The organism is Paenibacillus vini, assembly GCF_018403325.1.
In the GTDB taxonomy this organism is placed as follows: domain Bacteria; phylum Bacillota; class Bacilli; order Paenibacillales; family Paenibacillaceae; genus Fontibacillus; species Fontibacillus vini.
In genome coordinates this window covers 165,626-192,239 of the sequence record NZ_BOSL01000005.1, presented here as the reverse complement: position 1 = coordinate 192,239, position 26,614 = coordinate 165,626, and the positions used below count along the sequence as shown (strand labels likewise).

Here is a 26,614-nt window from a genome sequence, read left to right as displayed (position 1 = left end):
AGAATCATCTACATGGAGCGGCGGCAAAAGGCCCTTTCTCCCATTAATGGTCAAGCCCCTCTATAGTGGACATCAGAAAAAGCCCTAGGCAACAAGCTGGTTTCGGTACTCAACCGGAGTCAGCTTGTTTAGTTTCCGTTGTGCTCGATCTTCGTTACAAAAACGAATGAATACCCCAATTCGTCTTTACGCCTCAGCGATGGATCGTATATTATATGGGTAGAGTGCTTAGACTTTCAAATGATTAGGTCTGTCCGCTTTGAAGTTTCTTTGCAATAGATTCCCTGCGATTCTGCCTTCAGATACGGCAGCTTAATCGAAGTCTTCGTAGTTCGCGTCCCTCTGCGGTCTCTACCCGATAAGGATTTCCTCGCTTATCGGCGAAATGTTTGTCCCTTAATCGCCATAAAAAATGCCCCCTCTAGAATTTCATCGGATAAACCTGGGTGGGGTTTTCCAATGTCTATTCTAAGGGGGGCATTTCATTAACGGAGATAAGGGCCTTTTTAAATTATCGAACTTATTGTTTTTGCAACTCTGGAAGATCCATGCTTTCAAAATCCAGCGTCTGATCGGTCATATTCATTCCAAATAGAAGTTCTTTCGTCTCCTCTCCGCTCTTTAGGAGCAGAAGATGCGGATAGAGGCTGTTATTCTCGGCAAGAACCAGGCTATAACTGCCCTTTTCGGAATATCCTTCATAGGAAATCGAGTACTTGCCGTCCGCTCCAAAGATGAACGTTTCATGCAGGACGTTACCGTCGCGCATCGGATCAACCGAGCCTTTCCAGGTGCCAACGATGCCTGCTGCGATCGCTTTCTTTTCTTCCTCGCTGAATAACGGAACTTCCGTCACTTTTCCCGTGAACCTATTGGGGTCACTCAAAGAGCCGCTAATAGCCACCGGTCCGGTTTTGTTGAAGGTATCCTGGTACGGAAAAGATTCGGCAGACAACGAAAACGAGCCGTATTCATTTTCGGCGATTTTCATTTCGTCCATTGTGGTCGTTTGGCCGCTCGCCAGATCCTTTATCTCCATAGCCACGAGATAATAGGATTCGTGAAGGGAGATGTCAGTGATGGTGAACGCATAATTATCCGCCTTCGCCGCATCGGTTTCTCCTGTATTTTGAAGTTTAAAGCCTTGATCTTTGAAAACGACCTCCTTCCGTTGGTCCTTGCTAATCCAACTGCCCGGAAGAAGCTGATCGATGATCATTTTATAATCCGCTTGGATATCGGCATCCCCGGATAAACCTTTGCCCGAGCCTTGCTTCGCCAATTCCGGCGAGGCGTAATAGGTATGCGAGTAATTTTGATTGTCGGAAAAGAGTACGGCTCCCCCGTCCTGCCATTTTACAGTCAATTCCTTCACCAGGCCGAATTTGTCCGTTAAGGTGACGGTTTCATTCTCCACCTGATAGGTCCCCGGCGCAAGCCAAGCCGTCGATTCATAGGTCCCATCCTCCGAAAATGTGATGGCATCCTCGTCCGACCGGTCGCTGTACCACGTACCCGGAATTTTGACCTCTTCTCCGCCTGGAACCTTCCGGGCGTTCGCCCCATCCTGGTTTCCGGTCGAAGAAGCCTCATCTTTATCCACTTGCGCCATGGTTGCTAAGGTTGACGTTTCAGCGCTCTCTGCATCCGTCGTTCCACGGTCTTTACCGTTTTGGATTAGCGCGATGACGATCAAAACAACCACAATCACTGCGGCCGAAGCTGCGATAAGAATGGATTTGGTGCGTTGCGGCATCTTGTTCCTCCTTTTCAGTTCGCTGGCCCATTTTCAAAAATATCAATGTGGTCAAACGTGATTCCCCTTGCTTTCAGGAAAGGGGTTTCCTTATAACGGATCGTAATCATGACATGAGGCGTATGTCTTAAATTGATGGAGGACGTCAAAGAGCCCCACTCGTAACTATAACTTAATTCGTTAGCTTCTCTTACGCTCTCTTGAAGTTGATGTTCCAGGAATCGATCATTATACCTTTTGATGTCGTAGGCATAGTCGGCCTCTTTGATGTTACTCGGCCAATGGGGCCAGTCATAAAAATCCGGTCTTGTAAGCTCGATCTTGTCCACATATCCGTAATCCGAGACATAAATGTCGACACTCATTTCGAACCCGTCAATCGTCTGCGGCTTGATCGAGTAGTTGTATTTCCCAAGGTCTTGCCTATCTGAATCTCTGAGAAGCTCCGTTTGGTACAAGGAAGATTTGAAAAATGTTTCCCGGGTCATGCCCGGATACAACTCTACCCCGTCTCTTATAACAAACTTACCTGTATCTAAATCAAACATTGAAAAGAACCTCCTCTAGTTCTGCGGTCATCTCTCAACTTGCTGAGCTCTTCCAAGCGATTTTGCGATGGATTTCCCTGTCCCTAAGCTGGTCTCCGCTATTTTAATCTGTCTGTTGAGCAGCGGCGTCAACTTCTTGAACAATTCCGACCTTTTGGCCAAGGAAGAGCCGGGCTGTACCCCTGCCAGTTCTTGCTTTATTTGGCGGATCTGCCCGCTAAGCTGGATAAACTGGTTCCATTGAGCCGTCTTTTGCAAGTCACTCATATTCATGCTTCTTTGTTCGGCAGGCTTGGTTAATTCCCCCTCAACCTTCGTCATCAACGTCTCGTTCAATCGGGTGATTTCCTGTTCGATCGGAGCATTTAGCTCGGGCTGGTTATGCCTATGTTTCCCGGCCAGATATCTGATCCCTGCATCGTAAGTCGGGGTATCTAGGCGACCGTATACGGCGATACTCTGTTGAAGATTTTGAACCGTATCTTGGATTAACAGCTCCAGTTCGTTCAATTGTTTCTCGCAATAATCCTTGATTCGGTCATCGTCATTCCCTTCGCGCATCAACGAGTTAAAATCATCCCTGCATTTTTGATAACAAAATAGGTCCCGTTTTAATAGATGTTGATGATTGGAACCCTGGATGTTCTTCCATCTATCCTCGCTGATGACCGTATCGCTTAATTCTTCACTCCCGGTCTCTTCCAATCCAAAGCTTCTATTGTTTTCTCTGTTGTTCCCATCATACCCTGCTATATAGATCTGGACAAAACTCCCTTGTCCATATTCCTGATTGGCTAAAGTTTTCTCCCCATAGGCTGCCTCTATATCATGCTGCAGAGTTGTAAAAGAGACTTTGCCGCGGTATTCATAATTTCCGGTAGCGCGATTTCGCCATGGTGCCACTTGGAGTCCCTCGCTCAGTTCGATGGAGGATACTTGTCCGTCCCTTCGAAGTTTCTCATAAGCTTCCAAGGTAGTAAAATAACCTGATCGGGAAGGCTCTAATTTGACCAGTACCGTACCGGCCTTGATCACTTTATCTTCGTAACGGTCGATGCCCGGAAAGCTGTCGTATCCTTGCCAGGCAACCGCTTCCCGGCTTGGGCTCCCCTATATTTATATACTCCATCTACCAACCGATAGCTCAATGGGAGGCACCTCCTTTTTTACATGTTCATCTATCGTGTAATGAGTTTTTGTCCAAAGCTAAATAATTTTCTTTGCCGAATCCTTCAATGGTTCGCATCATTTCCTTTTGTTTGTTGACCAGAGGGGACAGTTTCTTCATCCGTTCCATCTTGTCTGCCAGGGATACCGCTTGACCGCGGACACCCTGAAGGCTGCCGATCTCTTTACTAACCTGACAAAACTGATTAAGGTGATCTAACTTCTCCGCCATAGGATCCTGCGATGCGAGCTGATTATTAGCACTGTGATTCATAAGGCAATCCAGAGCTTCGATTTGCTTCATGCAAAAATCTTTGGTAGAGGCGTCTGTCATCTCTTGAGCCAGGGAGGCCAGCTGGCCCCGGCATTGCCGGATCGGGTCCTTCTCTTCTGTCATCGCTTTACTGATTTCGTCCACAACCTGGTTGCAGAACACCTTTGTCTCTCGTACCGCCTTTTCTTCGAGCAGAGCGACAGCCTTATCCCGTGGAACCTCCTGCTTGTGGAAATGTTCCGTAAACTTGCCGATTTCCTCAATCAGCGCTATACTGGCTGCTTTTAATTTATCGATAAGATCGTACAATTCCGATCCGATTTGCACACCAAGCTCCTTGAGTTTGTCGGCTGCCGCCGTCCATGTATTTTCGAGCCACTCGCCGAATTGTCCGATCTTTTCCGTTACATGATCCTTTACCTCATTCCCATTTCTCCAGGAAGAACGCATGAGATCATCCATAAAAATATAAGGGAAAATCGCCGCCCCCGTTGCAGCCGCAGTCAGTTCGGCAAACTTTCCATGTCTGTCGGCAATCTTGGAAAGAGCAAAATCGTCCAAGTGACTTAATGCAATCGCCACTCCTGTGAGAGATTGAGTCCAGCTCTCTTTATCGGAACCCTGATTTCCCTTCTCAATGAGGCCCAGTAAACCGTCAAACGTGTAACGCCGAACAGGGTCCTTCATCGTGGTGCTTGCATAAATTGAAAACTCATTTATAAATTTGGATAGCAATCCTTGTGGAGCAGAATCGTTCAACTCTCCCCGCTCATTTAAAACGATATTGGGCTTGTGATAGTAGAGAGGATTGAGGCGAAGGAGGGGATGACTGGTCTGAATAAATTTTATTGTGCCGGCAACGGGGATCAGCAGGCTGTTTACGAGATCATTCCCGGCAGAGATGGAGGTGATTTTGTAACGGTTGGCTTCGATGCGTTCCCTATATTTATTCATGAATTCCCTGGAAAATCCTTGGCCGTCAAGAGAAACGACCTTCTTTACTTTATCTGATAAAATACCGACGTACTGCGCCTTATTGCCGCCTTTTGAATGGCCGGTAACCGTTAGACGATCATAGGGCAGGCTTTCCACATACGCTAATGCCTGCTTTTGCATCTCGGTGTCGGATAAATAGCCGCCGGTTCCGTTGTCATGCCATTCGTAATCCCCGGAAGTGCCCCGGAAGACGACGGTAGCTGTTTCCGATACGGGGTCAACAAAGGTCGCCATGCGGGCACCCGCTTCCAAGGGGTATGTTTCGCCCGTCTGCTCGTTCGTTACGAGGACGATCTGACCATTTTTATCATATACATAGCCGGGGTCACCGTGTTTAACGACCAGCTTCGAGAGCTGAGGGTCATTTTTAATGATGTTTAAAAGATCGATCCATTCGGGCCTGGACATCGACGCAGGATAATCTCCTGTTTTCGGGTCTTTGCTTAGGTCTAACTTCTTTTTTAATAACACCTTAATAATTCGGCCTACTGTTTTACCATTCATATTAGCAACGTTTTTTAAGTAAATCAGATTATCCAGGAGGATTAACTGATTATCTTGTAAATCTGTCATTTAATCCTCCTCATCACCTTCTATTTTTAAATCGGGGGTAACCATAATAAACTTATGATAACGAGGGTATAATTTCTTTTCCTCGCTCGGAGTTGCATTTAGCGCACGAAGATCAATAGTGTCGAATTTATCATTAAAAACAATATATAGGCTCACTTCTCCCACCATTTTATGTTCCATCATTCTTTCCGCGATTTCTCTAATTCCTTGCTCATCATCTACTCCCTGAGTAGAAGACTCGTTTACAAATATCACATTATCGGTACCGAACAGTTTGTCTTTCGAGTGGATCTCTTCTATCTTCGATGTCTTGTTCAGTTCGTCTGACCAAACACCCTCATCAAGTTTTACATACAGCTTAAAATCCTTATATATTTCCCGAACAAAACTGGACAGCAACTCCTCATACTTTGGCTTGATAAATATTCCAAAATATCCGTCACTAAATTCATATCCTCTTTTTGTCTTAGAGCCGCGTACTTCGAATCGATCCGCTCGAGTGCCCTTTTTCGGGTACGCCCACAACGTACTATAGCTGTATGCGAACCCGCTTGATTCAAATGCGATCGGCAAGAACTCTTCCCCGTACTTCTCTTGCAAATAGGTTATCATTTGATCCTTTATCGTTTCCGGGTTCTTCTTTCTCCACCACATACATCCGTTCACTCCTTAAGAGTTCATAATTCATCATGCCATAAGATAAACCGTTTTTTATTTCTTTTCAAAACTCGTGCTGATAGGAAATTCAAGGGTAGTAAATTTATACTTTCCTGTTTTCGAGTCCTCATAAATCCTCATGTTGTTTATCTTATAAGGGAAATCATTATCAGGTTTAATCATGACCATCTCCACAAAATAATTAGAGCGGAAGTCGTTGCTTTTCTGAGTTATTTCTTCAATGGTATAAGTATACTCGACCGTTATAGCACCTTCTAATTCTCCGCTTTTATTATCCTTTATCCCGTGATGATTCAGAGTAATCTTGTCCTCAGTTATGATTAAATCCGTACTCCCATCATTACTAATCCAATGGCCCGGTAAAACGTCTACCGCGATCAACTGATTCAGTTCTTCCGGAGTTAACTCTTTCGGCTTCTTGGCCTCCTGGCTTTGTTTGGCCAGTTCTTCGGTTGTGAAATAGGTGTGGGATAACGGCTCATTTTCGAAAAACAGCTCTTTTCCCTGGCCGCCCTCTTTTATTTGAAGTTCTATCGTTGTCCCGAATGTATCCGTCAAGGAAATCTTGTCTCCCTCAATGGTATATCTACCCGGGGCAAGCCAGCCGGAAGAGGCATATCTCCCGTCTTCGAGTATCGTCAGAACATCATTATCCTTTTTGTCGCTATACCAAGTACCCACAAGATTATTTCCTTTCGCAGCTTTTGAAGTAGCGGGATTGGCGCTTGTGTTTTGCACTGCATTCGTCTCACTGTTCCCTTTAGGAACCAAAACAGCGATCAGAATAATCGCCAGCACCACTGCGATCGAGACGAACAAAACCATTTTCTTGTTTTGGAACATCTTTGGACCTCCTAAATTTTACTTCAATCTGCCGAACACCGGATTAAATTTCTGCCAGTAAGCTGTATGGAAGGAGGTATATTGAATGGGATCGCCTGCATGCAGCATTTGTCCATTACCGACATAAATTCCTACGTGAGTGATTGGATTCGGACTATCATAAGTGTGATGAAAAAACACCAAATCTCCCGGCTGCGCCTCGCTTTCACTGATCTTGACCGTCTGGTTATATATCCCTTGCGCGGTCGTCCTCGGCAAATTCCGGGTACCGGAATGGGTGTAAACCCAGCATATGAACCCCGAGCAATCGAATCGGGGCGGTGCAGATCCACCGAACAGATAAGGCAATCCTAAATATTGTTCCGCATAAGCGATAAGATCGGAATAACCTTCCCCATTCATGGCGGCTCCGGCGGATGCCCCGTCCAAATAGAATTGAGGATTCAGCAGATAGTCCTTTTTCTTGTATTCCATATGGAGATGATTTCCCGTACTGCTACCCGTGCTTCCTACGTACCCGATCACCGCGCCTTTCGCAACGGTGTCCCCCTGTTTCACGGCGACGCTGCTCATATGGGCATATAATACTTCCCGTTCTCCCCATGTAACAACCGCATGATTTCCGAATCCGCCCGCATCAAAAGCGACCTTGGTCACCTCGCCGTACATTACACTATTGATTGGCGTTCCGCCAGGCATCGGAATGTCGATTCCGTTATGCTCGGCGAGCTTCCCGGAGATCGGGTGGACCCTCCAGCCAAAACGGGACGAAATTCCCCAAGGCTGATCAATGAATGGGTTGCCCAGCTCTTTCATTACGGTATAAATGCCAACGGTTTGTAAAGCCTCCATCCGTTCTTGCTCGTCTTTCGTAAGGAGGGTATCCTTATTTTCGGTCAAATAGGTCTGAAAGCTCTTCATTTGAACATTAACATCCATATGTCGGATCGTTTCCGTCCAAGTTTCCGTATGGGTATTGCCGTCTTCATCCGTCGTCGTGGTCGTATGCGTAATTTCTTCCTTCCATTCTTTTGTGGAAAACTGATAAAGCTTTTTGTGAAGTTCCTCCACCTCGGATTTCACATTCGTGCCGCCAAAAATACCGTAAATCAGTTTATCGAAGGCATAGTCATCATATTTCGTATCAAAATATACCAAGATCAAATCGGCATCGGTTTCAATCGTAAGACTTGCCGGATCGACTTCATAGCCGTTCGCATAGTAATGGAACTGATCGATATGATTATTTTCCTTAGGAATATCCTGTATTTTTTTCGTCAACTCGGCATCCAGTTCGGTAACATACTTGTATGTCTTGGTCAGTTCTTTATCTTCGCTCTTTAGCGAAATCGTCGGAATGATGGAGGTAATGGCCGAAGACACGCTCATCACCAAGGCCGCCACCAGGATGACGACGACGATGATTCCAACAGCCTTTACAAAGACAGGACTCGCTATCGCCTTCTTGGCGACGGCTCCGATATACCTTGCGGCTTGCTGGACTTTGATCGCAGCCTTTTGCGCCATTTTGACCGAGCCCTGAATCCCCCTTTTTGTTGCCTTTACCGTTCTTCCGACTGTAGTGATGGAACGTTTTGTCGTTAAGATGGCATCTCTAGTCCTAGTTACCGCTTGAAGACCCAGGTCGTCCGAGCCTTCAAATTCCACCACTGCCCGAATGGTCTGCTGCTTGATGACTTTAGCGCTCGACACGATACCGGAAGAAACGGCGCTGTTTCCGCGCTTCAAACCTAAAAGTGCAGCTTCTTTGCCGGACAGGTTTCCGCCTCGTACCTCCTTGGCCAATTTCCCGGAATACCGGGCAAACCGGTAAGTACCTTGGGCAGCAGTTTTTACGGATTTAACCGAGTATTTACCGGCTCTGTATCCGTATCTTGAGGCGAGCCTCCGGGTTTTACCGCCTACGCTCCCGCTGTCTTCGCCTTCCACCGCAGAACCTATTTCCTTGGCCAATGTTCTCCCGGCCGACTGGATCAGGCCTCTCGACTCAGCCGTCCCGGCAATTTGACGGCTATGAATTTCGGAAGTCAGCGTATTCACCATTTTTTGAGCTACAGTGTTGCCGAAAGTATCGTTCACAAACGTGCTGTGAATCCCGCTTTTATCGGGATTTACTAAAGTGTGTGCCACCCCGGCAACCATGGCGGCTCCCGACGCCCCGCCGATTTCTCCGCGAGATCGAGACGGCGTCTTCCCCGAAGTTTTGTGTTCACCGCTCTGTTCGCTGCTTGAAGGCCCCTCGCTCTTGGCAGTACGGTAACGCGTTGCCTTTTGATGGAAGGGCTTATGCAAATTTTGCTCGAGTGATGAGGAATAGTTTTTAAAGCTTTTGCGACCGTCCGAGTAGTCGGGTTTTTTGATTAAACTGCCCTTCACGGAATGATCCAAAGAGGTGCGAACGGATTTCTTATGAATTCCGGTTTTATCCTCATGAATGGTCTGACTGGTGTCCACAGACTTATAGGCCTTATTCATAAACGTCCCCCCCTCCGGGCATTCGTCTTGCGATTAAATCAAACTTCCACTTGTTCCTTGGGCTCGATCACTTCCGTTACTTCCTCGATCTTCGTGGTCATCATCCGATACAACTGGGTATCCCGCGGGAACTTATCGATAAACGGAATAATGCTCTTGCCCGCAAACAGCAACCCATGTCCCGCTTCGCTGTTAGTCACATAGGACAACTGCTTATTGCTGATATTCAGCAACCCGGCGAGCTCCATCCGGTCGGAGGTTGCCTGGTTCAGCATCATGATAAAGTCGCTGTTGGACAGCATCCGGCGCGCCAGATCGGAAAGGAGCAGCGTCTCCACGTTCTGGGTAATGCCGGTCGGAATCGCCCCCCATTTTCTGGCTCTGGACCAGAGCTCAAAGAAATAGTTCGCGCAATATTCATTGACCAGGAGCAGTTGAAATTCGTCGATGTAAATCCAGGTTCTTTTCCCGATCGCACGGTTTTGGGTAATCCGGTTCCAGATCTGGTCCAAAACGATCAGCATTCCCATCGTTCTGAGCTGTTTGCCGAGGTCCCGAATATCGTAAACGACCAGACGCTTCTGGGTGTCGACATTAGTTGGATGCGAGAACACGGACAATGTCCCGTTAATATACAGTTCCAACGAAAGCGCAAGGCTTTGTGCTTCCTGTTCGGGCTGCATCAATAAGACATGGTAGAAATCTTTCAACGTAGGCACCGGGTTTTTGGCAGGATTCAAGAAGTGAGGTTGATAGGTAAGTTTGCAGGCCCGGTCGATCACGGTTTTCTGCGCGGCTGACAGTCCCTGTTTGCCGCCAACCAGCAATTCGCATAAGGATAAGACGAACTCGGCCTTAAGCAAGATCGGATCGTCTTCATCGGCATAATCCATGGTTATATCGAGGGGATTAATATGCGCTTTGCTGCCCGCGGAAATATGGATGATTTCTCCGTCAAAACCTTGCGCAAGTGAAGTATATTCTCGCTCGGGATCGATGATGAGCACTTCGGAGTTCGGATCATTGAGCAGGACGTTCACCATTTCCCGTTTGGCCGCAAATGATTTACCGCTTCCCGGTGTACCGAGAATTACGCCGTTTGGAGCTTTAAGCGTTTTGCGATCGAAAAAGATCAGGTTCCGGGACATCGCATTGAGGCCATAGTACATTCCCCCGTTTTGGAACAGCTCTTGCGTCGTAAACGGAACGAAGATCGCGGTGCTTGCGGTGGTCAGCGTCCGCTCGATTTCCACATGATTTCTGCCGACCGGCATGACGCTGTTCATGGCCTCCCGCTGCAGGTACTCCAATCTCGCCATTTTACAGTTATTTTTCCGGGCCGTAGCCATTATTTGGTAAATATTATCATTCAACGCTTCGATATCGTCGGAAAAGGTATACACGGTTAATGTCACCTTGAACATCCGCTGGTTCTTGTTCTGCAAATCGTCAAGCAATTCCTCGGCTTCATTCAAGCTGTACCTTAACTCATAGGGAATCATATCCACATCGTAGCCTGCTTTGAGTGCCTTTTTTTGCTCATCGATTTTCTGTTGTTCCATGAAGCTGATTTTTTGTTTGACCAGAGCAAACGCCTTATCCTGCTCTACACTCTTGATGTGCAGAGTAATTGTCATATCGATCGGAAGATCCGATAATTCGGAAATTAATTTATCCGACAGATCCGGGGGCAAATCCTTCAAATAAAGAACCTGACCTGTATGATGGCCGAATTCGAATGTATCCTTTTCTGAAAAATTGAAGCTGTCCGGAGCAATGGCATCCTTTGTGGTCAGACTGCTCTCCACAAGATGATCATAAGTAAAGGAGAAACGCTCATCCGGTCTGAACTGATTATGCAGAAGTTCCAATCTTTCCAGGCCCGATAAGGTGTGCGTGTCGCATCCCAGCGCTTTGAAATGTCCGACCAAGTCGGTTTCCAGTCTTGCCAAAATCGGAATGGCGGCATGATACGTCGTCGCATAGGTGGAAAAGGTCAAATACTTTTCGCGCAAAATGCTGTTCTGCCCCTCCAACGCTTTTTCGGCCAGCATCCCGTTCATTTCCCTGCGATAGGGATCGAGCGCGTCATGAACGAGAGGGGAAAACATGTTCTGCTGGAACGACTCCCGATCGATGCGCCGATTAAGAATTGTAATCTGCAGCATGACGGAAGGATCACAATAATTCAGCGCTTCGCAATAACGGCTGAAAATGTCGACCTGTTCTTCGCGTTTTGCAGTCTGGTAATTGATATCCGAAAATTTAAACGTCTTGCTGTAAAAGCCTTCGATAATTTCGCAAATGCCGTCCTCAAACATCCGCTTATATTTAACTTGCTGTTGTGCCGATTTCGGGGCCGCTTCCTTTTTTAGTCTCTTTCGCAATTCGGCGTTTTGCTGCTCGGTAGTCCTGTCTAGCTTTCTTAATTTTTCGGATTGCTGCTTTGCTCTTTGCTTTGCGGCCTGCCTTTGTAACCGTAAAGACTTCGGACTCTCTGACGACGCGGCTTCGTTTTTGTTCTTTTCGGTTTGGTTTTGGTCCGCCGCTTCCGGCGCCTTCTTCTTTTTCAAAAATCCAAGCATATTTCGATGTCCTTTCCGATGCCTTATTGGGATCCGGGATTTGGTCAATCAGAAGTTCGGGTCGATAAAGCAGCTTGTTTCTTCCCGTCTTGTGTCTTAAAAACAGAGCGAAATATTTCTCGAATGGAAATCCGTTCTTCCTTACGAAGCCGATCGCCATCAGGGGAATGGATTCGATGATGATGACATAGCTTGCCGCGTCCATGGATAGATAGAATACTTTTGTTAACAGAAGATAAGAACCGATGGACAAGACGATAGCCAAACTAAAGCAAATTAACTGCCTGATGGATAGACCGAACAGTATTTTTTCTTTATACTCCGTAATTTCCTTGGGTATTCTGACTTCAATCGCCAACCTTGACCCTCCTATCTTACATGGCGTTCGAGATCGCCTTGGCCCATCTTCCGGTAGACATGACGGCCATGATTAACACGAGCGAGTAGCCCAATACTCCCATCAAGCTGCCCCATAAATTCATTGCGTCTGAGGACTTTTCCGTTAAGCTGGTGAAGACGCTAGGCAGGAACGATAACACAAGAAAAATCAATGTGCCCTGCAGGCAGACGGCTGCAAATGATTTTAAAAAGTTCTTGCCGATCTGGGACATTTCTTCATTTGGCAAAGTAGCAATTGGGATCGGTGAAATGGCAAAATAAACGAATAACTCAATAAACCGGGCAAAAATAATAATGTAAGCGATCGTGACTGCCGCGAGCACAACTAAGAAAATAATCATGCAGATGATCAGCGTAACCAGTTGTTTCCAAAACCCCAGATCTGCTATCAGCGGTTCAAGGGCCGTGGTGTCCAACCCGCCGGAAACCTTACCGTCCCCCACCTGGCCGGCTATTCCATTAGTAAGATGGGTTGTTACATCATAGATGGCATTCATAATCAGCGAAACACTGTCCACCGCCAGTTTACAGAGCACCATTCTAAACAAAACGCGGAAGACAATCTCGGCGCCGAGTTGATTAGCGCCTCCTCCAATGCCATCTGTCCGGGTACTTGCCTTGTATAACTCAAGAACAAAGAATAGAGCGAGTACCGTATAAGCAACCGGCTTGACCACATTATCCATAACATCAACGCAGTATTTATAAAGCGTGGGCATAAAGTCATGCATTGTACCTGTCAGCTTGCTATTATCGGAGGCCATGCCCAGCAGTAAATCGTTGATCCACTTCAGCACCTCCAAGATGGCGTCTTTCAATAGGGGGGTCCTCCTTCTCTTCTGTCATGAAAAAAAGGCGGCATGCAACCTGCAGCCGCCTCGGACAAGTTACGTTAGTTACGGAGTCCCTCCGCCGCTGGTTACCGAAGCAAATAAGGCTGCTGCTGCGATAATGAGCCCTCCGCCCACGATTTGCCAAATTCCGGATTGCAGGGCGGGACCATTCTTATCCTTCAACCCGCCGGCCAGGACGACGACGCCCCATACCAGCCATAAGCCTCCGCCAATAATTGCGAATTTGGTAACCAAAGATAAAACCTGATTTAAAAGATCCATTCCGACTGCTCCTTTTCCATAGTTTTGTTTGGAATGTTATATCAAACGCTGGTTTCAGCGCTCAAACCCTTGCCGTCAAAGACTCGCGTCCAATCACTTCATAACTCTTCCTCTTCCCGCTGTCCGTGAGATAATGGAATCGCTTATGTTTACGGGTATCGTATTTCAAGCTTCGAAACGGCGGCAACCCGGAGATTAATACGATGCATTCATCCCTCCGCAGCCGTGCGATTTCCGAGGCATCGATCAAATCCCTGCCCAGCACCTGATTGTTCAGGCTATAGCTGCCGTTCTGACCCTTCGTAACATTCACATTTTGATTGTCTATCGTCGTCTTTCCGATCATTTCGGAGATGTTCTTCGTTGTTTTGGCGGACTTTCCACCCAGGAATACCAGCGTATCGCAGCAATCCATGATCGTGTCGGCGTCCTCTTTATAAATGGAATTCAATTGGGACTGGGACTGCAAAATAAGCGTAGCTGATATTTCCCTGCTACGGATCGTGGAAATGAGTCTCTCGAAATTGGGGATTTTGCCGATATTCGCAAACTCATCCAGCATGCACCGGACATGGATCGGCAGGCGTCCGCCGTACTGATCGTCCGCTTTATCGCACAAAATGTTGAACAACTGGTAGAACATCATGGCTACGACAAAGCTGTAGGTATTGTCCGTATCGCTCATGATGACAAAAAAGGCGGTTTTGCGGTCTCCGATTTCATCCAGCTTCAGTTCGTCGCTGCTCATAATTTCCCTTAATTGTTCAATATCGAACGGGGCGAGCCGCGCGCCGCAGGAGATCAGAATGGACTTCATCGTCTTTCCGGCCGCCTGCTTGAATTTCTTATACTGCCGCACCGGGAAGCTATTCGGCTTTGTCTGCTCCAATTGTTCGAACATCAGATCCATCGGGCTTCGATAATTCTCGTCAAACTCACTGGCCCCGCTCATTTCCAGCAGATCCACCAAGGCCGGAATATTTCTTTCCTGGGGAGGCGCTTCATAGAACAGGTAGCCGATCGCCGCGCTGTACCACAATTTTTCGGCTTTGACCCAAAAATCCTCTCCGCTCTGCTTTCCTTCGCCCTTGGTATTTTCCATCAAGACATTGACCAGTTTTAAAATATCTTTTTCATCGCGAATGTAGGCCAGAGGATTGTAACGCATTGACTTATTAAAGTTAATCGTGTTGAAGACCCTAACTTCGTAACCATTCTCCGCAAATAAATGGCCCGTTTCGGGCAACAGCGTTCCCTTCGGGTCCGTAATGACGTAAGAGCTGTGAAGCTGCATTAAATTGGGCTTAATATGGGAGAACGTTTTACCCGATCCGCTACCGCCAATCACCATCACGTTCTTGTTTCGGTCATATTCGAACTTGTCGCCTTTGTGCATGCTGAGTTTTTCCGTGGCCGACAAAATAATATTCTGGTCTTCATCCTTATGTATAAACGGCCTGATGTCTCTGGACGTCCCCCACGCCGCGGAACCGTGCTCCATACCGCGCATATATTTCTTTGAACCGATAACGTTATACAAAAAAGCCAGCCAAATCAGGATCGCTCCGCATAAACCCGCCAACAGACTTGCCTTGCTGAATCCCAGTTTGAGAGGATGATCCTTGATCGATATCATGACCTCGTCCAAAGCCGAATTGAGCATCGCCAACCCGCTTCCTTGCACGCCTTCAATCCCCTGTGCCGCTTTATTGAATATATAAAAGGCTAACAACGAAAACATCGAGTAGAAAATCACAGCCGCTTTATTGGAAGTTTTCATGTCCCCTCCCCAACCGATAATTGGAGTATTTTCCCACACTCTATCATTCGGCTATTTGTATTGCAATCCCTAAACTTCTAGATTAATACTAAAAAAGGACTTTATTAGGAGTAAAATAGGTCCTAAGCCCTCCCTGTAATGGATAATAAAGGAAAATGAGATAACTATTTATATTTTTTCTTTCCGCGTTGCTTACAGGGCATTTAGACGCATGACTAAAGACCCTGCATTCTTCAACCCTTAAAAACTCGAACTCGCCGCTCCTATCCGTTATAAGAGGTAAGGATGATAATCGATTACTATGACGATGCTGGATAATCTCTACCCCGAAAAACTTGATATAATTGTTATCGGAGGACGAAGGAGTATAATTGTCTGGATGAGGCGTCCAGTAAGGTGTAGACCCGCTGTCTGTTGTAGTAAACCATGATGTATCTGAAGATGATCGATTTCGTATAGACCATCGGATAGCACTCCGTGTTGATTTGGTACAGTTTTTCTTTCTTTAGCGTGGCAAAAAAGCTTTCCATCCTTGCGTTGTCATAGCAACGCCCTGTGCCGCTGTAAAAAATCATTCCGCGAGCATTTCTTGCTTTACAGACGTTCCCAAAGCTTGGATGTAGAGCTCTTTGCGCATGTTGTCGTTCTTAAAGATCCCCACGATCTCTCCGTTGAAACAATCCACAGCCGGGATCAAGGCCTTGAAGAACGCCAGAATCTTCGAAACAGCGGGAAATAAAGCCTGCAAATTGTCAATTAACGTTTACAATGGGGGGCAAATTCATGGGGGCAAATAACAGACCTAAGTTGACAGTTATTGAAGGGAAATTGAATCAACAAAAAGGAGCGGACGAAGAAACTCGCCGCCCCTTTTGGTTTCGGATTCTCGAAGGGATTCTTATGTTTTTTGTGAGAATTATTAGTTGGATTCGGCATCTTTAAGCTCCCCAACCATGGGGATCCACCCTCACAACGTATTCCGCCGCAATTCATAAAAATACTGCACAATCGGATGCTTCAACTTTATCTTCTCGGACATGTTTATGATCCGCTTCTTACCAACTCTTTTGTCCACCAAGGCTAGAACATTCATTAGAATATCGTTGCTTTCCAGACTTTCCTCGATAGGGGTCGTCAAAAACTTATTAGCCACCACGATAAAATTGGATTTACTTAATGAAGCCTGTGCGGACAAAAGCTCTTTTGCATGCTCCGTGCTTTTTCTGCTTCTGGCCATCACTATTAAACGATCCTCCGGCACTGGCCCCTTGGTGCCTTGTCTGACGGCTTCAATTTCGTCACTGCTGACCGGAACTTGGATATCCGGATCATTCTTAATTTCCAGCTCGGTTTGATACCAGCGGATAGAATTCGTTTTATCACTCATCTGGAGTACATTCTTTTTATCCACCAAAATATAGCAAATCCCCGATTTATCAGGCAGATAACGGTACCCTGGCGCGCGGTATTCTACCCTTCCATTTAACGCAGGACTGAGAAAGCCCTCCAACTGCTGCTTCAATTTACTCCAGGACATGATATCCCCCTCAGTTGCTTATTCCCCGTGTTCCTCCGGTCCATCCTGCTCCTTACTTGCAAACTCATCCAGCAACGCACGCACTTCACTTGTAGACTTGGTGTTCATTAACGTATTTCTTAACTCACTTGCCCCTCGAAATCCGCGGACGTATATTTTGAAGAAGCGTTGCAGAGGTCTGAACGAACGTGGTTGCAGTTCTGAATATTGATCATGGAGATCCAGATGCAGACGCAGCAAATCAAGCAGTTCCTCACTGCTATGCTCCTTCGGCTCCTTCTCAAAAGCAAACGGATTATGAAAAATACCGCGCCCGATCATGATCCCATCCACACCGTATTGCTCGGCGAGTTTAAGACCGGTCTGACGGTCAGGGATATCCCCGTTAATCGTCAAAAGAGTATCCGGCGCTACCTCATCGCGCAGCTTTTTAATCTCCGGAATCAGGTCCCAGTGAGCAGGCACTTTGCTCATTTCATCTCTGGTCCGCAGGTGAATGGACAAATTAACAATGTCTTGCTTCAAAATATGGGTCAGCCAGCCGCGCCATTCATCAATGTCACTAAAACCGAGCCTTGTTTTTACACTAACGGGTAATCCTCCGGCTTTGGCAGCCTGGATAATCTCTGCTGCGGTTTCGGGACGGCAGATCAGGCCGCTCCCCTTCCCGTTCTCCGCTACATTCGCTACAGGGCACCCCATATTAATATCGATACCTTGGAAGCCTTCTTTCGCCATACCGATGCTCATTTGGCGGAAGTATTCCGGCTTGTCTCCCCAGATATGCGCTACCATGGGCTGTTCATCTTCTGTAAAAGTCAACCGCCCGCGCACACTATGATTGCCCTCCGGGTGGCAATAGCTCTCCGTATTTGCAAACTCCGTAAAAAACACATCCGGTCTGGCCGCCTCACTTACAACATGGCGAAAAACAACATCCGTCACATCTTCCATAGGCGCCAATATAAAAAATGGTCGTGGCAAATCACGCCAGAAATTATTTGTCATATTATAAACCTCTCTATTTAAATCAGGATAGACATTAAATAAGTATATCATAACCCGAGAGAAGCATACTCAAGCAATATAATCAAAAAGTGGGGATGCCCCCTCTTTACTGTTCTTCTTGAAGCGCGTCCGCTCTCAGTAAATATCTCAACTTTCACAGAGCAAAAGTCGGCTTAATTTTGATTGATATGACTAGGTAAATGTTGAATTTAATACGGAGTCTCATTGCTATACCTTCTTTGCTTATACCTTCTCCGTTTGTAAAACCCAGTTTCTTTTTACCGTTTGTGCCAAGCCCTTGTTTAAGTTTATTTCATTTGGTTTACCGATATCCTCAACATCTGCTTCAAACCACCCTATCGATTGCAGCATGTTAACTCTGACCAAGCTGAAATCATCTACACAACCGTACTTTTTCAGGTGATTCTTCTTTTCCTCATCCAAAAAGTGAAGCTTGTTTGCCGAGCCTCCCCATGGAATTTTGTCGTAAGCAGCCAGCAATAATGAGGTGTGTGTATCCATTAACGTCCGCAACACCCCATTCAGCTTGAAAAAGTCTTCACGCAAAAGGTACTTTGCCGACATATGTATATGGAACCAATAGGTATGAATGAGATGTTCGATATCCGCGTTCCAACATTCTCCTTTTGGCGCATGTTGAATTATCTGCTTTACGGCATCTCCGATCTCAAAGATAATATTTGTCGTTTTCAGATCCGTATAGTGAATCTTGCAAATGAAATCATCAGCATGACCTTGATTGATCAGAAACAGATCGTATTGAAACAGCCGCCCCTCCAGCTCAACAATATATCCGTAGTTTTTAATCGCTTTACTATTAAAGCCTTCCGGCCAACACACAATAACCCGATCACTGACCGATTCGAGCCATTCGGTTACACTATCATCAATTCGATCAAAGTGCTGTTGATCAATCAGGAATACAATATCAATATCTGAAAATTTGTCTGTCGTGCCATGCAAGGCCGATCCAAAATTCCATGCCCCGAGCACACCTTCTTGTTCTCTCATGATTGAAATAAACCTTTGGTTCATGTTCTGCAGTATGTTTTCCAAGAGAATCCCTCCACAAATAAGCGATTTTAAAAGAAGATACAGAAAAATATAACAAGGCTTTTCTCCGCTACCGAGAAGAATTCAACTAAGTTCAACAGGTACACAGAGTAAGAGCCATGTAGAAAGGTCTACAAGGCTCTTATGCCAGATACGAGTTTAGAATCCGTATAGGATTGTTGAACAGAGATCCCTCAGATTATATTCGCGTGGCCATCCGTTTATTTTGCAGGACCGTACTCAAAGGTGACTGAGATTGTCTCAACCTCTCCAAGGGTTTGGTTATCCAAAACAGTAGCTGATGCACTGGATAAATCTCCTTCTGGCAGACGAGCTTCCACAGGGATGGAGCCCACCCAAGGATTATGGAGGTTTACGCGGGTAGTTTTTTTATCATCTGTTGTTGTATATGGAACTCCTGTCATTTTATATGGATCGCCATTGATCGTAACATCCTTAATTGTGACAATATATCCCGGGAATAAAAGTTCGCCGTTAGTGATACCAATCGCTGAGAATAGCACACTGTTAGCAAATCCTTCAGTCGTTCCCGTAAAATCAAGGCTGATGGTATAAGTTCCGGCTCCATTGATCTCGACATCGGAGGCCACAACACCATCTGTTTTGGATGATGGATCATAAGTATCTCCCGCACTATAGGAAACGTTACTATCATTACTGTTGTACATAATCCAGGCAACAGCTTTCTCATCTCCATTTAATGTAGGCCCAACATAACTTGTATCATACTCCTTGCCTTTTGCAATACCTAATTCTAATGATTTCCGGGCATTCTCTTTGATCTCTTCATCGGACAGAGAAGACTGGGCTGACAAACTTCTATCCTTAAAGAGCTTTGCAAGACCCTCGTCGTTGATTTTAAGATCCTGTCTTACAAAGAAGCTGCTGGTGTCCCAAAGCATAGGAACATATCCGTAGAGATCGGAGTTATCAAGAATATTCTTAGTGTAATCTACTGTATTCTCTTTAATGGTACCATCCTTGGCAGGAAGAGCACCATATTCACCAATGATGACACCGAATCCCTGATCCGTGAACTTAGTCATCTTAGCAAGGACATCATTCTGCGCCTTATATTCCGATTCACTTCCCCAGCTTGCTAAATCTTCCGAACCGGCATAAGACCAGGGATCATAATAATGTACGGATATTAACAACCTATTAGCGATACTGTCTTTCGGCATCTGAAAGCGATCATCCAGGGTTGCCATGATGTTTGTATTATAACCGGCAATCAATAAGAAGCGTTCTGAGTTGTTACCTCCGCTGCCTCGAATTGTATCTACGAAGGTCTGATTTATCTTATTAGTTGTCTCATAACTTTCGTCTTCAGTAAGAGCTCCTGAGTCCTTACTCACATCAACATCATTCAACCGGCTGCCAAGTTCCTCATTCCCTGATTCAAAAATAAGCTTATCAGAATAGTCTTGGAACCTTTCTGCAATTTGGGTCCACATGGATACATATAATTCCATTGCTTTCTCACGCGTCTCGCTAGTAGCTGAACCGAACATTCCCCACCAGCCGCCATCCCAGTGTTCGTTGATGACAACATACATATCTGCATCGAGGGCATAATTCACGATTTCTTCTACACGATCCATGTATGCTTTTTTGATGGTATAGTTTCCGCTTTCATAATCAATCGCATTTGTCCAAGCTACCGGAATTCTGACAGAATCAAAGCCTGCTTCCTTCATGGCGGTCAACATTTCTTTCGTAGTTACCGGCTGCCCCCACAAAGTTTCATAGGCAGATGTCTCTGCATCCACTCCCAGCGATACATGACCGTACGCTTCCATCGTATTTCCCAGGTTAATTCCGTTCCCCATCAGATTAGCTACTTCAAGTGCCGTAATCTCTTTCTCTGCTGGCGGACTCACTACATTATCACTGGATGTTGACTTCGAACATCCCATTATTGCCATAAAGACAAACATTAGAATAAATAACTCAAATTTTATTTTTCGCTGTTTCATAGTTGTATTCTCCTTTTTCTTGTAGTGTTAATACGCACAAGTGTATTTATGACCTCCAGCTCTGAAATCTTGATCGTTATTCCTCTATTCCCATCCCCCTTGCTAATATTCACATGAATACGCTAACATTTCTAATTATGCAAAAATATAATGTTTGTTAGATTTACAACAGGCTTGTTATATAAATGACAAATTGGTTCGCAGTCTTCAAAAATCGTTTTTCTGATTATTTTCTTTACCTATCAGTGTACAAATCATGTATATTACAATGTATATTATGGAGGTGTATGAGAGTGATTAAAAACCTTGATTATCAAGTGTTTTTGCAGAGAGAAAGCGATTTTTACCATGAACCAACACAGCATGAACACAACCTATATGAACTTATAATAAATGGGGATGTCGAAGGTATCCTTGAAAATAAGAGGCTCTATGGTCACAAAGGTAACGATGGGAAGGGGATCCTTTCGAAAGACGCTCTGCGCAATCAGATCTATCATACGGTCATTCATACAGCTCTAGTGACTCGAGTTTGCACAAATGCTGGTCTGCCCCACGAAACCGCATTTACCCTAAGTGACATGTATATCCGTCAGGCGGATGTCGCTCAGAGTGTGAAAGATGTAGTGGAGCTGAACGATCGGATGGTTCTCGATTTTGCATCCCATATGAAAAAACTCTGTTATCTGGATTCTCTATCACCTGTGATAAGAACAACGATAAATTTCATTATCGATCATCTACATAAAAAAATAACTACGGATGAGCTCGCCAAACATGTTAATCTCAATCGTAGTTATCTTTCCGTGTTATTCAAAAAGGAAGTCGGCCGCAGTATCCATGAATATATTAAAGATAAGCGAATGGAGACAGCAAAAAATATGCTCCGCTCTCGGATTATTCTCTTACGGATATTGCTCATACTCTATGCTTCTCTTCTTACAGCCATTTCAGTGCCTCCTTTAAACAGACCACTGGTTTGACCCCGAAGGTATATCGGGAGCAGAACCGGATAGTAGGAGGAGTCCTTTTCAAAGTATTGTAGGTGTCTTTGCCAAGTCTGTTATATAGAGAAAAGGTAAACACTTCCGGCCCCTCAATTCTTTACCTAGAAGTACACAAAAAGATCCATGTAGAGGGTTCTACATGGATCTTTTGCAGGATAAAAGTCTGAGAACAATGGCTAAATTGCAAACGCTATAAAGTCCGGTGCAACTTTCAATTACCCTCTTAACTTTTCAATCTTGGGATCGTAGAGAGTGTTGACTTATTTTTTTGCTAAACAGCGTGTACACATATCCGCTATATTAATTGCAACTCACTAAACCCCTTGGAAAGATGTTTTGTAAATTATCATTGCCAGTAACTTTTGTGCCGTTGTTCTAACTTATAATGTTCTGAAAAAACGAGAATAACAAAGACGCCTAGGGTGTGAACTGCACCCCGTCAAGTAGACAGCACAAATAAGTAAAGATATTAGGCGGCCTTCGTCCTGAATTCCATGGGACTTAGGCCGTTTAATTTTGCCTGTAAACGCCGGTTATTGTAAAAGTGGATATAGGCGTCAATGTCCTTCTTGAGTTCTTCAACGTGCGGTATGTATTCAGATAATACATCTCACATTTCAAGGTTCCCCAAAAGGCTTCCATCGGTCCGTTATCGATACACCGCCCGACACGCGACATACTTTGGGTCATGTTTGCTTTGTCCAATTTGCGCTTAAAGGCTCTTGAGGTGTATTGGAATCCCCGGTCGCTGTGGAGCATGGGTTTAGCGTCCGGTGCTGCCTCTCGTGCTTTGTCTAGGGTCATAAATACAAGTTGGTTATTATTGGAATGGCCTAACACGTAGGAAACAATTGTATTGCCATGGAGATCCAGGATGGCGCTGAGATAGGCCTTCTGGCCGTTACCGTACTTGAATTCCGTTACGTCCGTCAGCCACTTCTCATTGGGTGCGTCAGCCTGGAACTTACGATTTAGCAGGTTTTCGGCGATATGTTGTGGAGTGGAGCGCTTGTAGGGCTTCTTCTTCCTGCGAATGACAGACTGGATCCCTGAGAGTCTCATAAGCCGTAGGATCCGTTTGTGGTTAATGGGCTTGCCCGTGTCTCGACTGAGCTGGATCGTGTGCCTACGGTAGCCGTAAATACCTCGCAATTGTACATGGAGGGCGAGTATCTCCTGAGTCAGTTGCTCGTTTTCACGCTCCTGCGGGCTGGGCTTGTGGTTTACCCATTTGTAGTAGCTGGACCGCTCGATCCCGGCAACCTTGCACAGCAGCTTTACGCTAAACTGCTGTTCACCATGTACGGACTTTATGGCCTCATACACGTGAGTTTGCCGGTGACGGCTTAGCCTCGCCTCCCTCTGAGTTCCTTCAGCTTTTTTAGAAACGCGACCTCTGCTCTAAGCCGCTCATTTTCGTACTCCAGCTTCTTGAGCTCGAGCTTGTGGCGTTCGGTCTCCGTCAGTTCCTCAGGCGCTTTCTTCCGTCCGCGTTTGTCCTGAAGCGCACCTTCTCCGCCATCTTCATACTTCTTAACCCACTGATACACCTGATTGTATGAAACCTTATACTGCGCTGCTGTCTTCCCGTAGTCGCGCTCATGTGCAATGCAGTGGAGCACAATGTCCATTCGTTCCTGCCACGTGGTAGACCGACCCTTTGTCATAGCCCTTGCTCCTTTGTTAACCGATTTGAAGCTGCTATGACTATTATACTTGCCGATCCACTTCTGGAGTTGAGTCCGGCTCGCTATTTTATATTTATTGATAATTTCATTCTGCGAATACGCTCCCGACAGATAGTCCTGAACCGCCTGAAGCTTTAATTCTGGAGAATACTTGCGATTCCGAACTCGTATTTCTAATCCTTCGATCCCGTATATCTCATGACGTTGTCGCCATTTCACCAGTGTACTTACGTTGATGTTAAACTTACGGGCGATCTCCTCCCGGGTACCTTCACCGGCTTGTAGTTCCCTTAAAATCGCCAATTTTTCCGTCGCATTATACTCATTCATTTTCGCCAAATGGAAAACTCCCCTTCAAGTAGCGGTTTATTTATTAAACCTGTCTACTTAAAGGGGAGCATATCAGGTGTTACTCGGCGTCTTTGTTTCATTCAAGTTGATTTCAGATTTCAGATTTCAGATTTCACTTCACCGGGATCGTATAAAACAGCCGGCTTCCATTACCGTTGGTGTACCAGACCACATTTCCTCCGCTGACCACCGGTTTACATTCAGACAACATAAAATTTTTGATAGTCTGAACATTACTAGTCGCTTTGCCATTTCCGTCGATAAGCACATATTTCACATCACCGGGATGGTTTTCTGTATCGAACTCCTGCCACAACACCATCATTTGATCATCCGAAATACGCACAAGCTTGGGAATCGACGCGATCTGGTCAGTACCGACATATTTGGCCAGTGTAACTGTATGAACGGAGGAATTATTAATACTGTTCTTAGGCAACACACTCAGAATGATATCCCGCTGGTCCCTTTCCAGCCCTACCATCTCATACGAGGTGTAGTCCCTAACCAAGGAATGGTCCACCGTATTCATCGCGGCAATATAGCTGCTGGAGGACATCTCAACCCCGCCAATAGAAACCCCAGTCGCATTCGCTCCGATTCTGCCTGGAATTCTAAGCAAATCCGCCTCGTTGTAAGTCTTTCCGTTGCCCTTATGAAGAACTACTGAACGGGGATAGGCATCCCCATGATCCACAAGCACTTGCGAACCACCATCAAACAATACATATTGATCAAACGAGTGGCTGACATGATTTTTCTGGAATCGCCCCAGATCGTTGGTTACCTTCATATTTGAGGTATTGACGATAATGGTGAGCTGGGATTGATGATTCAGCTTGTCCTCCGTGGTGTATCTTGTACGCGAGGTATGGAACACCAGAGTATCGCCTGACTCGGCCATTCTTCCGGACCCGGCATCAAAAGGCTCTACGGTATAGCTCTGTCCCCCCGTTATAGAGACGCTGTCCTTTCTATTGAAGCTTTTATCATACCGGACAATCCGGATTACTTCCTTGCTGTCGTTCTCTTCGCGGTTCTCTTGTCCAAAAGCGATATAATTATATTGCGCCCCGCTATAAAAACCGCCAAACAACGGCAGCTCATAATCAATCTTTTGCGTCGCCGCCAGCTCATACTTGGCATTGTAGGTATCTATCGTAATCTGTTTGCCAGCCTCCACGACACTTATTGTGCCATCGGAGTTATGTACAAGATAGGATGACACCGTACTTTTCCATCTTGGAAAATAAGAAGATTCGGCATTCGCCTTCACTTCACCGGATACCGCGGCCCGGTAGGCATGATCCGGTGTTCTTGAGAACATAACCAGCCGATTCTGCTGACTGTCATACGATAGCTCGAAAGGGATTTTATCGGCCAAATCTCTTAATTGAAAGTAAGTGTTCCCCTCAATATTGTAAGCCTTAATGGACTGCATTACCCCGTCTACCATGACTTTAGAGGTGGACAACGTAGCAGTATATGTTCTACTTCGGCTAAAATAGAGGCTGTCTTCCGTTCCCTCAGGTGAATAAGCTTTCCCTGTTTCGATTTCAATGGCTTGATTCCCCGGATTCCAGGTAATATTGAATTGACTTGGAGTTCCCGAGAAATTCCGGGCCAGATCACGAAGATTGAAGTAATTGCTGTTCTCGATGTTGAAGCCATTAGAGCTCTTTTCTTCCCCGTCAAAATAGGTGCTGCTTCCAGTCACCGTAGCCTTCACTGTATTACTTGCAAAAGTTTTGATGCCAAATGCCGGTGTTACCAGCAATAAAACAAGTAACAAACCAAAAATCCTTTTCATTCTCGTTTCCCTCCATTGAGTACGATATGTATAGCAGACTAAATTGCGTCTTTTATTACTTATCGGCAATGGTGTGTCACTGGTTAAGGAGGATTCGCAACAACCAGCGACATGGTGTTAAATGAAACGCCATGCATCGTCAGGTTCATACAAAGACGGGGCATCGTTGCTATAGTCGGCTATTTGATCGGCTTACCAAAGACACAGAGGCTACCAGAATCGACACACTTCCCACAGCCAACATCTGTTACAGTAAGTCCCTCATTCACTTTCTCCTCGTCCCTTTACTTTTTATTCGAATCAGATCGCTGCGGATTGTCCGTGCCAAAAATATGATACGGTGTTATCCCCTTGGCAAATAGACTATCTATCAGCCTAATCAATTCTTCCGACGATAGATCCTTGCCTCTGCTTATCCATAGACGAAACATAGATATTAATGTTGATATGTAAAACTCGATGATGTATGGGGCCAAGACATCATCTGTTGGAAAATCCACAATCAATCGCTCAAAGGGAATTTCTTTTTTCAAGCGTTCCACAAAATGAACAGAACCATAGTCGCCCAAGATAGCTTTAAGAACTGAAATTTCCTCTGCATTTTCCAAGCATTGAAGTGCATCTTGGAAAGTATGTGTAGAAAACTCTCTGCCTGCCATTTCCTCGTTAATGGATTTCAAAACACGCTCTTCAACGCAGTCCAACAACTCATAGATATCTGTAAAGTATTGATAAAATGTACTCCGATTATATCCTGATTGGTTAGCAATCTCTTGAATGGATATTTTCTCAATTGGCTTTCGGCTATATAAATCGCAGAATACATTTATGAATGTCTGCCTTGTTTTGTCCGTAATTTCAGGTTGCTTTTTCATGATTTACCTCCATTTTCTGTTCAATTGATTATACGACAGATATTAAAAATCTGA

Annotated in this window: 20 protein-coding genes and 2 pseudogenes; 3 read left to right on the top strand and 19 right to left on the bottom strand. The window is 45.5% G+C overall.

Annotated elements, in window-relative coordinates; translation table 11 throughout:
• Positions 1-520: 520 nt before the first annotated feature.
• The 12 genes from KJS57_RS10000 to KJS57_RS09945 form a co-directional block, all read right to left on the bottom strand.
• Positions 521-1,756: a hypothetical protein gene (locus KJS57_RS10000; protein WP_213654661.1), complete on the bottom strand. Its 1,236-nt coding sequence runs from the start codon at positions 1,754-1,756 to the stop codon at positions 521-523.
• A 14-nt stretch (positions 1,757-1,770) separates the two neighbouring features.
• Positions 1,771-2,304: a hypothetical protein gene (locus tag KJS57_RS09995; RefSeq protein WP_213654660.1), complete on the bottom strand. Its 534-nt coding sequence runs from the start codon at positions 2,302-2,304 to the stop codon at positions 1,771-1,773.
• Between the two features lie 27 nt (positions 2,305-2,331).
• A complete protein-coding gene (locus tag KJS57_RS09990; RefSeq protein ID WP_505870796.1) occupies positions 2,332-3,360 on the bottom strand; it encodes a hypothetical protein in 1,029 nt (342 codons plus the stop codon).
• Positions 3,361-3,478: 118 nt separating this feature from the next.
• The gene (locus KJS57_RS09985; RefSeq protein ID WP_213654658.1) at positions 3,479-5,314 is read right to left on the bottom strand and encodes an Mbeg1-like protein; all 1,836 of its coding nucleotides are present in this window, start codon (positions 5,312-5,314) and stop codon (positions 3,479-3,481) included.
• Positions 5,315-5,968 (bottom strand): hypothetical protein, encoded by a 654-nt coding sequence (locus KJS57_RS09980; RefSeq protein WP_213654657.1) that lies wholly within the window; start codon positions 5,966-5,968, stop codon positions 5,315-5,317. It abuts the gene before it with no gap.
• Positions 5,969-6,025: 57 nt separating this feature from the next.
• The gene (locus tag KJS57_RS09975) at positions 6,026-6,835 is read right to left on the bottom strand and encodes a hypothetical protein (protein ID WP_213654656.1); all 810 of its coding nucleotides are present in this window, start codon (positions 6,833-6,835) and stop codon (positions 6,026-6,028) included.
• An 18-nt stretch (positions 6,836-6,853) separates the two neighbouring features.
• A complete protein-coding gene (locus KJS57_RS26615; RefSeq protein ID WP_213654655.1) occupies positions 6,854-9,331 on the bottom strand; it encodes a C40 family peptidase in 2,478 nt (825 codons plus the stop codon).
• Positions 9,332-9,369: 38 nt separating this feature from the next.
• Complete coding sequence (locus KJS57_RS09965; protein ID WP_244861470.1) at positions 9,370-11,718, bottom strand: VirB4-like conjugal transfer ATPase, CD1110 family; 2,349 nt, start codon at positions 11,716-11,718, stop codon at positions 9,370-9,372.
• Positions 11,663-12,274 (bottom strand): PrgI family protein, encoded by a 612-nt coding sequence (locus KJS57_RS09960; RefSeq protein ID WP_213654654.1) that lies wholly within the window; start codon positions 12,272-12,274, stop codon positions 11,663-11,665. The genes KJS57_RS09965 and KJS57_RS09960 overlap by 56 nt, the downstream gene beginning before the upstream one ends.
• A gap of 16 nt (positions 12,275-12,290) precedes the next feature.
• On the bottom strand, positions 12,291-13,133 hold the full coding sequence (locus KJS57_RS09955) for a VirB6/TrbL-like conjugal transfer protein, CD1112 family (protein ID WP_213654653.1): 843 nt from the start codon (positions 13,131-13,133) through the stop codon (positions 12,291-12,293).
• Between the two features lie 78 nt (positions 13,134-13,211).
• On the bottom strand, positions 13,212-13,430 hold the full coding sequence (locus tag KJS57_RS09950; protein ID WP_213654652.1) for a hypothetical protein: 219 nt from the start codon (positions 13,428-13,430) through the stop codon (positions 13,212-13,214).
• Positions 13,431-13,491: 61 nt separating this feature from the next.
• On the bottom strand, positions 13,492-15,210 hold the full coding sequence (locus KJS57_RS09945; RefSeq protein WP_213654651.1) for a VirD4-like conjugal transfer protein, CD1115 family: 1,719 nt from the start codon (positions 15,208-15,210) through the stop codon (positions 13,492-13,494).
• Positions 15,211-15,993: 783 nt separating this feature from the next.
• Here KJS57_RS09945 and KJS57_RS09935 point away from each other — a divergent pair.
• Positions 15,994-16,152 (top strand): hypothetical protein, encoded by a 159-nt coding sequence (locus KJS57_RS09935; RefSeq protein WP_211022906.1) that lies wholly within the window; start codon positions 15,994-15,996, stop codon positions 16,150-16,152.
• Positions 16,153-16,177: 25 nt separating this feature from the next.
• Here the strand turns inward: KJS57_RS09935 and KJS57_RS09930 are convergent, their stop codons facing one another.
• The 4 genes from KJS57_RS09930 to KJS57_RS09915 all read right to left on the bottom strand — a co-directional run bounded on the left by KJS57_RS09930 (position 16,178) and on the right by KJS57_RS09915 (position 20,829).
• Positions 16,178-16,747, bottom strand: a complete 570-nt coding sequence (locus KJS57_RS09930; RefSeq protein WP_213654649.1) for an SF0329 family protein — start codon at positions 16,745-16,747, stop codon at positions 16,178-16,180.
• Between the two features lie 18 nt (positions 16,748-16,765).
• A complete protein-coding gene (locus KJS57_RS09925; protein WP_213654648.1) occupies positions 16,766-17,755 on the bottom strand; it encodes a tRNA dihydrouridine synthase in 990 nt (329 codons plus the stop codon).
• 243 nt (positions 17,756-17,998) lie between these two features.
• Positions 17,999-18,832 (bottom strand): nucleotidyltransferase domain-containing protein, encoded by an 834-nt coding sequence (locus KJS57_RS09920; protein WP_213654647.1) that lies wholly within the window; start codon positions 18,830-18,832, stop codon positions 17,999-18,001.
• A 218-nt stretch (positions 18,833-19,050) separates the two neighbouring features.
• Complete coding sequence (locus KJS57_RS09915; RefSeq protein ID WP_213654646.1) at positions 19,051-20,829, bottom strand: glycoside hydrolase family 5 protein; 1,779 nt, start codon at positions 20,827-20,829, stop codon at positions 19,051-19,053.
• Positions 20,830-21,014: 185 nt separating this feature from the next.
• On the opposite strand from KJS57_RS09915, the pseudogene KJS57_RS09910 reads away from it, so the two are divergent.
• Both KJS57_RS09910 and KJS57_RS26775 read left to right on the top strand, forming a co-directional pair.
• Positions 21,015-21,671 (top strand): annotated as a pseudogene (locus tag KJS57_RS09910) (helix-turn-helix domain-containing protein); the annotation flags it as partial.
• 71 nt (positions 21,672-21,742) lie between these two features.
• Complete coding sequence (locus tag KJS57_RS26775; RefSeq protein WP_373316815.1) at positions 21,743-21,874, top strand: AraC family transcriptional regulator; 132 nt, start codon at positions 21,743-21,745, stop codon at positions 21,872-21,874.
• A 431-nt stretch (positions 21,875-22,305) separates the two neighbouring features.
• Here the strand turns inward: KJS57_RS26775 and KJS57_RS09905 are convergent.
• From KJS57_RS09905 to KJS57_RS09895, 3 genes and pseudogenes are all read right to left on the bottom strand, one after another.
• Positions 22,306-23,854: pseudogene (locus tag KJS57_RS09905) on the bottom strand (IS3 family transposase).
• Positions 23,855-23,987: 133 nt separating this feature from the next.
• Positions 23,988-25,685, bottom strand: a complete 1,698-nt coding sequence (locus tag KJS57_RS09900) for a hypothetical protein (protein ID WP_213654644.1) — start codon at positions 25,683-25,685, stop codon at positions 23,988-23,990.
• 284 nt (positions 25,686-25,969) lie between these two features.
• Entirely contained in the window at positions 25,970-26,560 is a 591-nt protein-coding gene (locus KJS57_RS09895; RefSeq protein ID WP_213654643.1) for a TetR/AcrR family transcriptional regulator, read from the bottom strand.
• Positions 26,561-26,614: the final 54 nt, after the last annotated feature.

What these genes read in the sequence shown, in the direction of transcription:
- KJS57_RS10000 (WP_213654661.1), bottom strand. Translation starts at nt 1,756, where the DNA reads ATGCCGCAACGCACCAAATCCATTCTTATCGCAGCTTCGGCCGCAGTG.
- KJS57_RS09995 (WP_213654660.1), bottom strand. Translation starts at nt 2,304, where the DNA reads ATGTTTGATTTAGATACAGGTAAGTTTGTTATAAGAGACGGGGTAGAG.
- KJS57_RS09985 (WP_213654658.1), bottom strand. Translation starts at nt 5,314, where the DNA reads ATGACAGATTTACAAGATAATCAGTTAATCCTCCTGGATAATCTGATT.
- KJS57_RS09980 (WP_213654657.1), bottom strand. Translation starts at nt 5,968, where the DNA reads ATGTGGTGGAGAAAGAAGAACCCGGAAACGATAAAGGATCAAATGATA.
- KJS57_RS09975 (WP_213654656.1), bottom strand. Translation starts at nt 6,835, where the DNA reads ATGTTCCAAAACAAGAAAATGGTTTTGTTCGTCTCGATCGCAGTGGTG.
- KJS57_RS26615 (WP_213654655.1), bottom strand. Translation starts at nt 9,331, where the DNA reads ATGAATAAGGCCTATAAGTCTGTGGACACCAGTCAGACCATTCATGAG.
- KJS57_RS09950 (WP_213654652.1), bottom strand. Translation starts at nt 13,430, where the DNA reads ATGGATCTTTTAAATCAGGTTTTATCTTTGGTTACCAAATTCGCAATT.
- KJS57_RS09945 (WP_213654651.1), bottom strand. Translation starts at nt 15,210, where the DNA reads ATGAAAACTTCCAATAAAGCGGCTGTGATTTTCTACTCGATGTTTTCG.
- KJS57_RS09935 (WP_211022906.1), top strand. Translation starts at nt 15,994, where the DNA reads ATGGGGGCAAATAACAGACCTAAGTTGACAGTTATTGAAGGGAAATTG.
- KJS57_RS09930 (WP_213654649.1), bottom strand. Translation starts at nt 16,747, where the DNA reads ATGTCCTGGAGTAAATTGAAGCAGCAGTTGGAGGGCTTTCTCAGTCCT.
- KJS57_RS09925 (WP_213654648.1), bottom strand. Translation starts at nt 17,755, where the DNA reads ATGACAAATAATTTCTGGCGTGATTTGCCACGACCATTTTTTATATTG.
- KJS57_RS09915 (WP_213654646.1), bottom strand. Translation starts at nt 20,829, where the DNA reads ATGAAACAGCGAAAAATAAAATTTGAGTTATTTATTCTAATGTTTGTC.
- KJS57_RS09900 (WP_213654644.1), bottom strand. Translation starts at nt 25,685, where the DNA reads ATGAAAAGGATTTTTGGTTTGTTACTTGTTTTATTGCTGGTAACACCG.
- KJS57_RS09895 (WP_213654643.1), bottom strand. Translation starts at nt 26,560, where the DNA reads ATGAAAAAGCAACCTGAAATTACGGACAAAACAAGGCAGACATTCATA.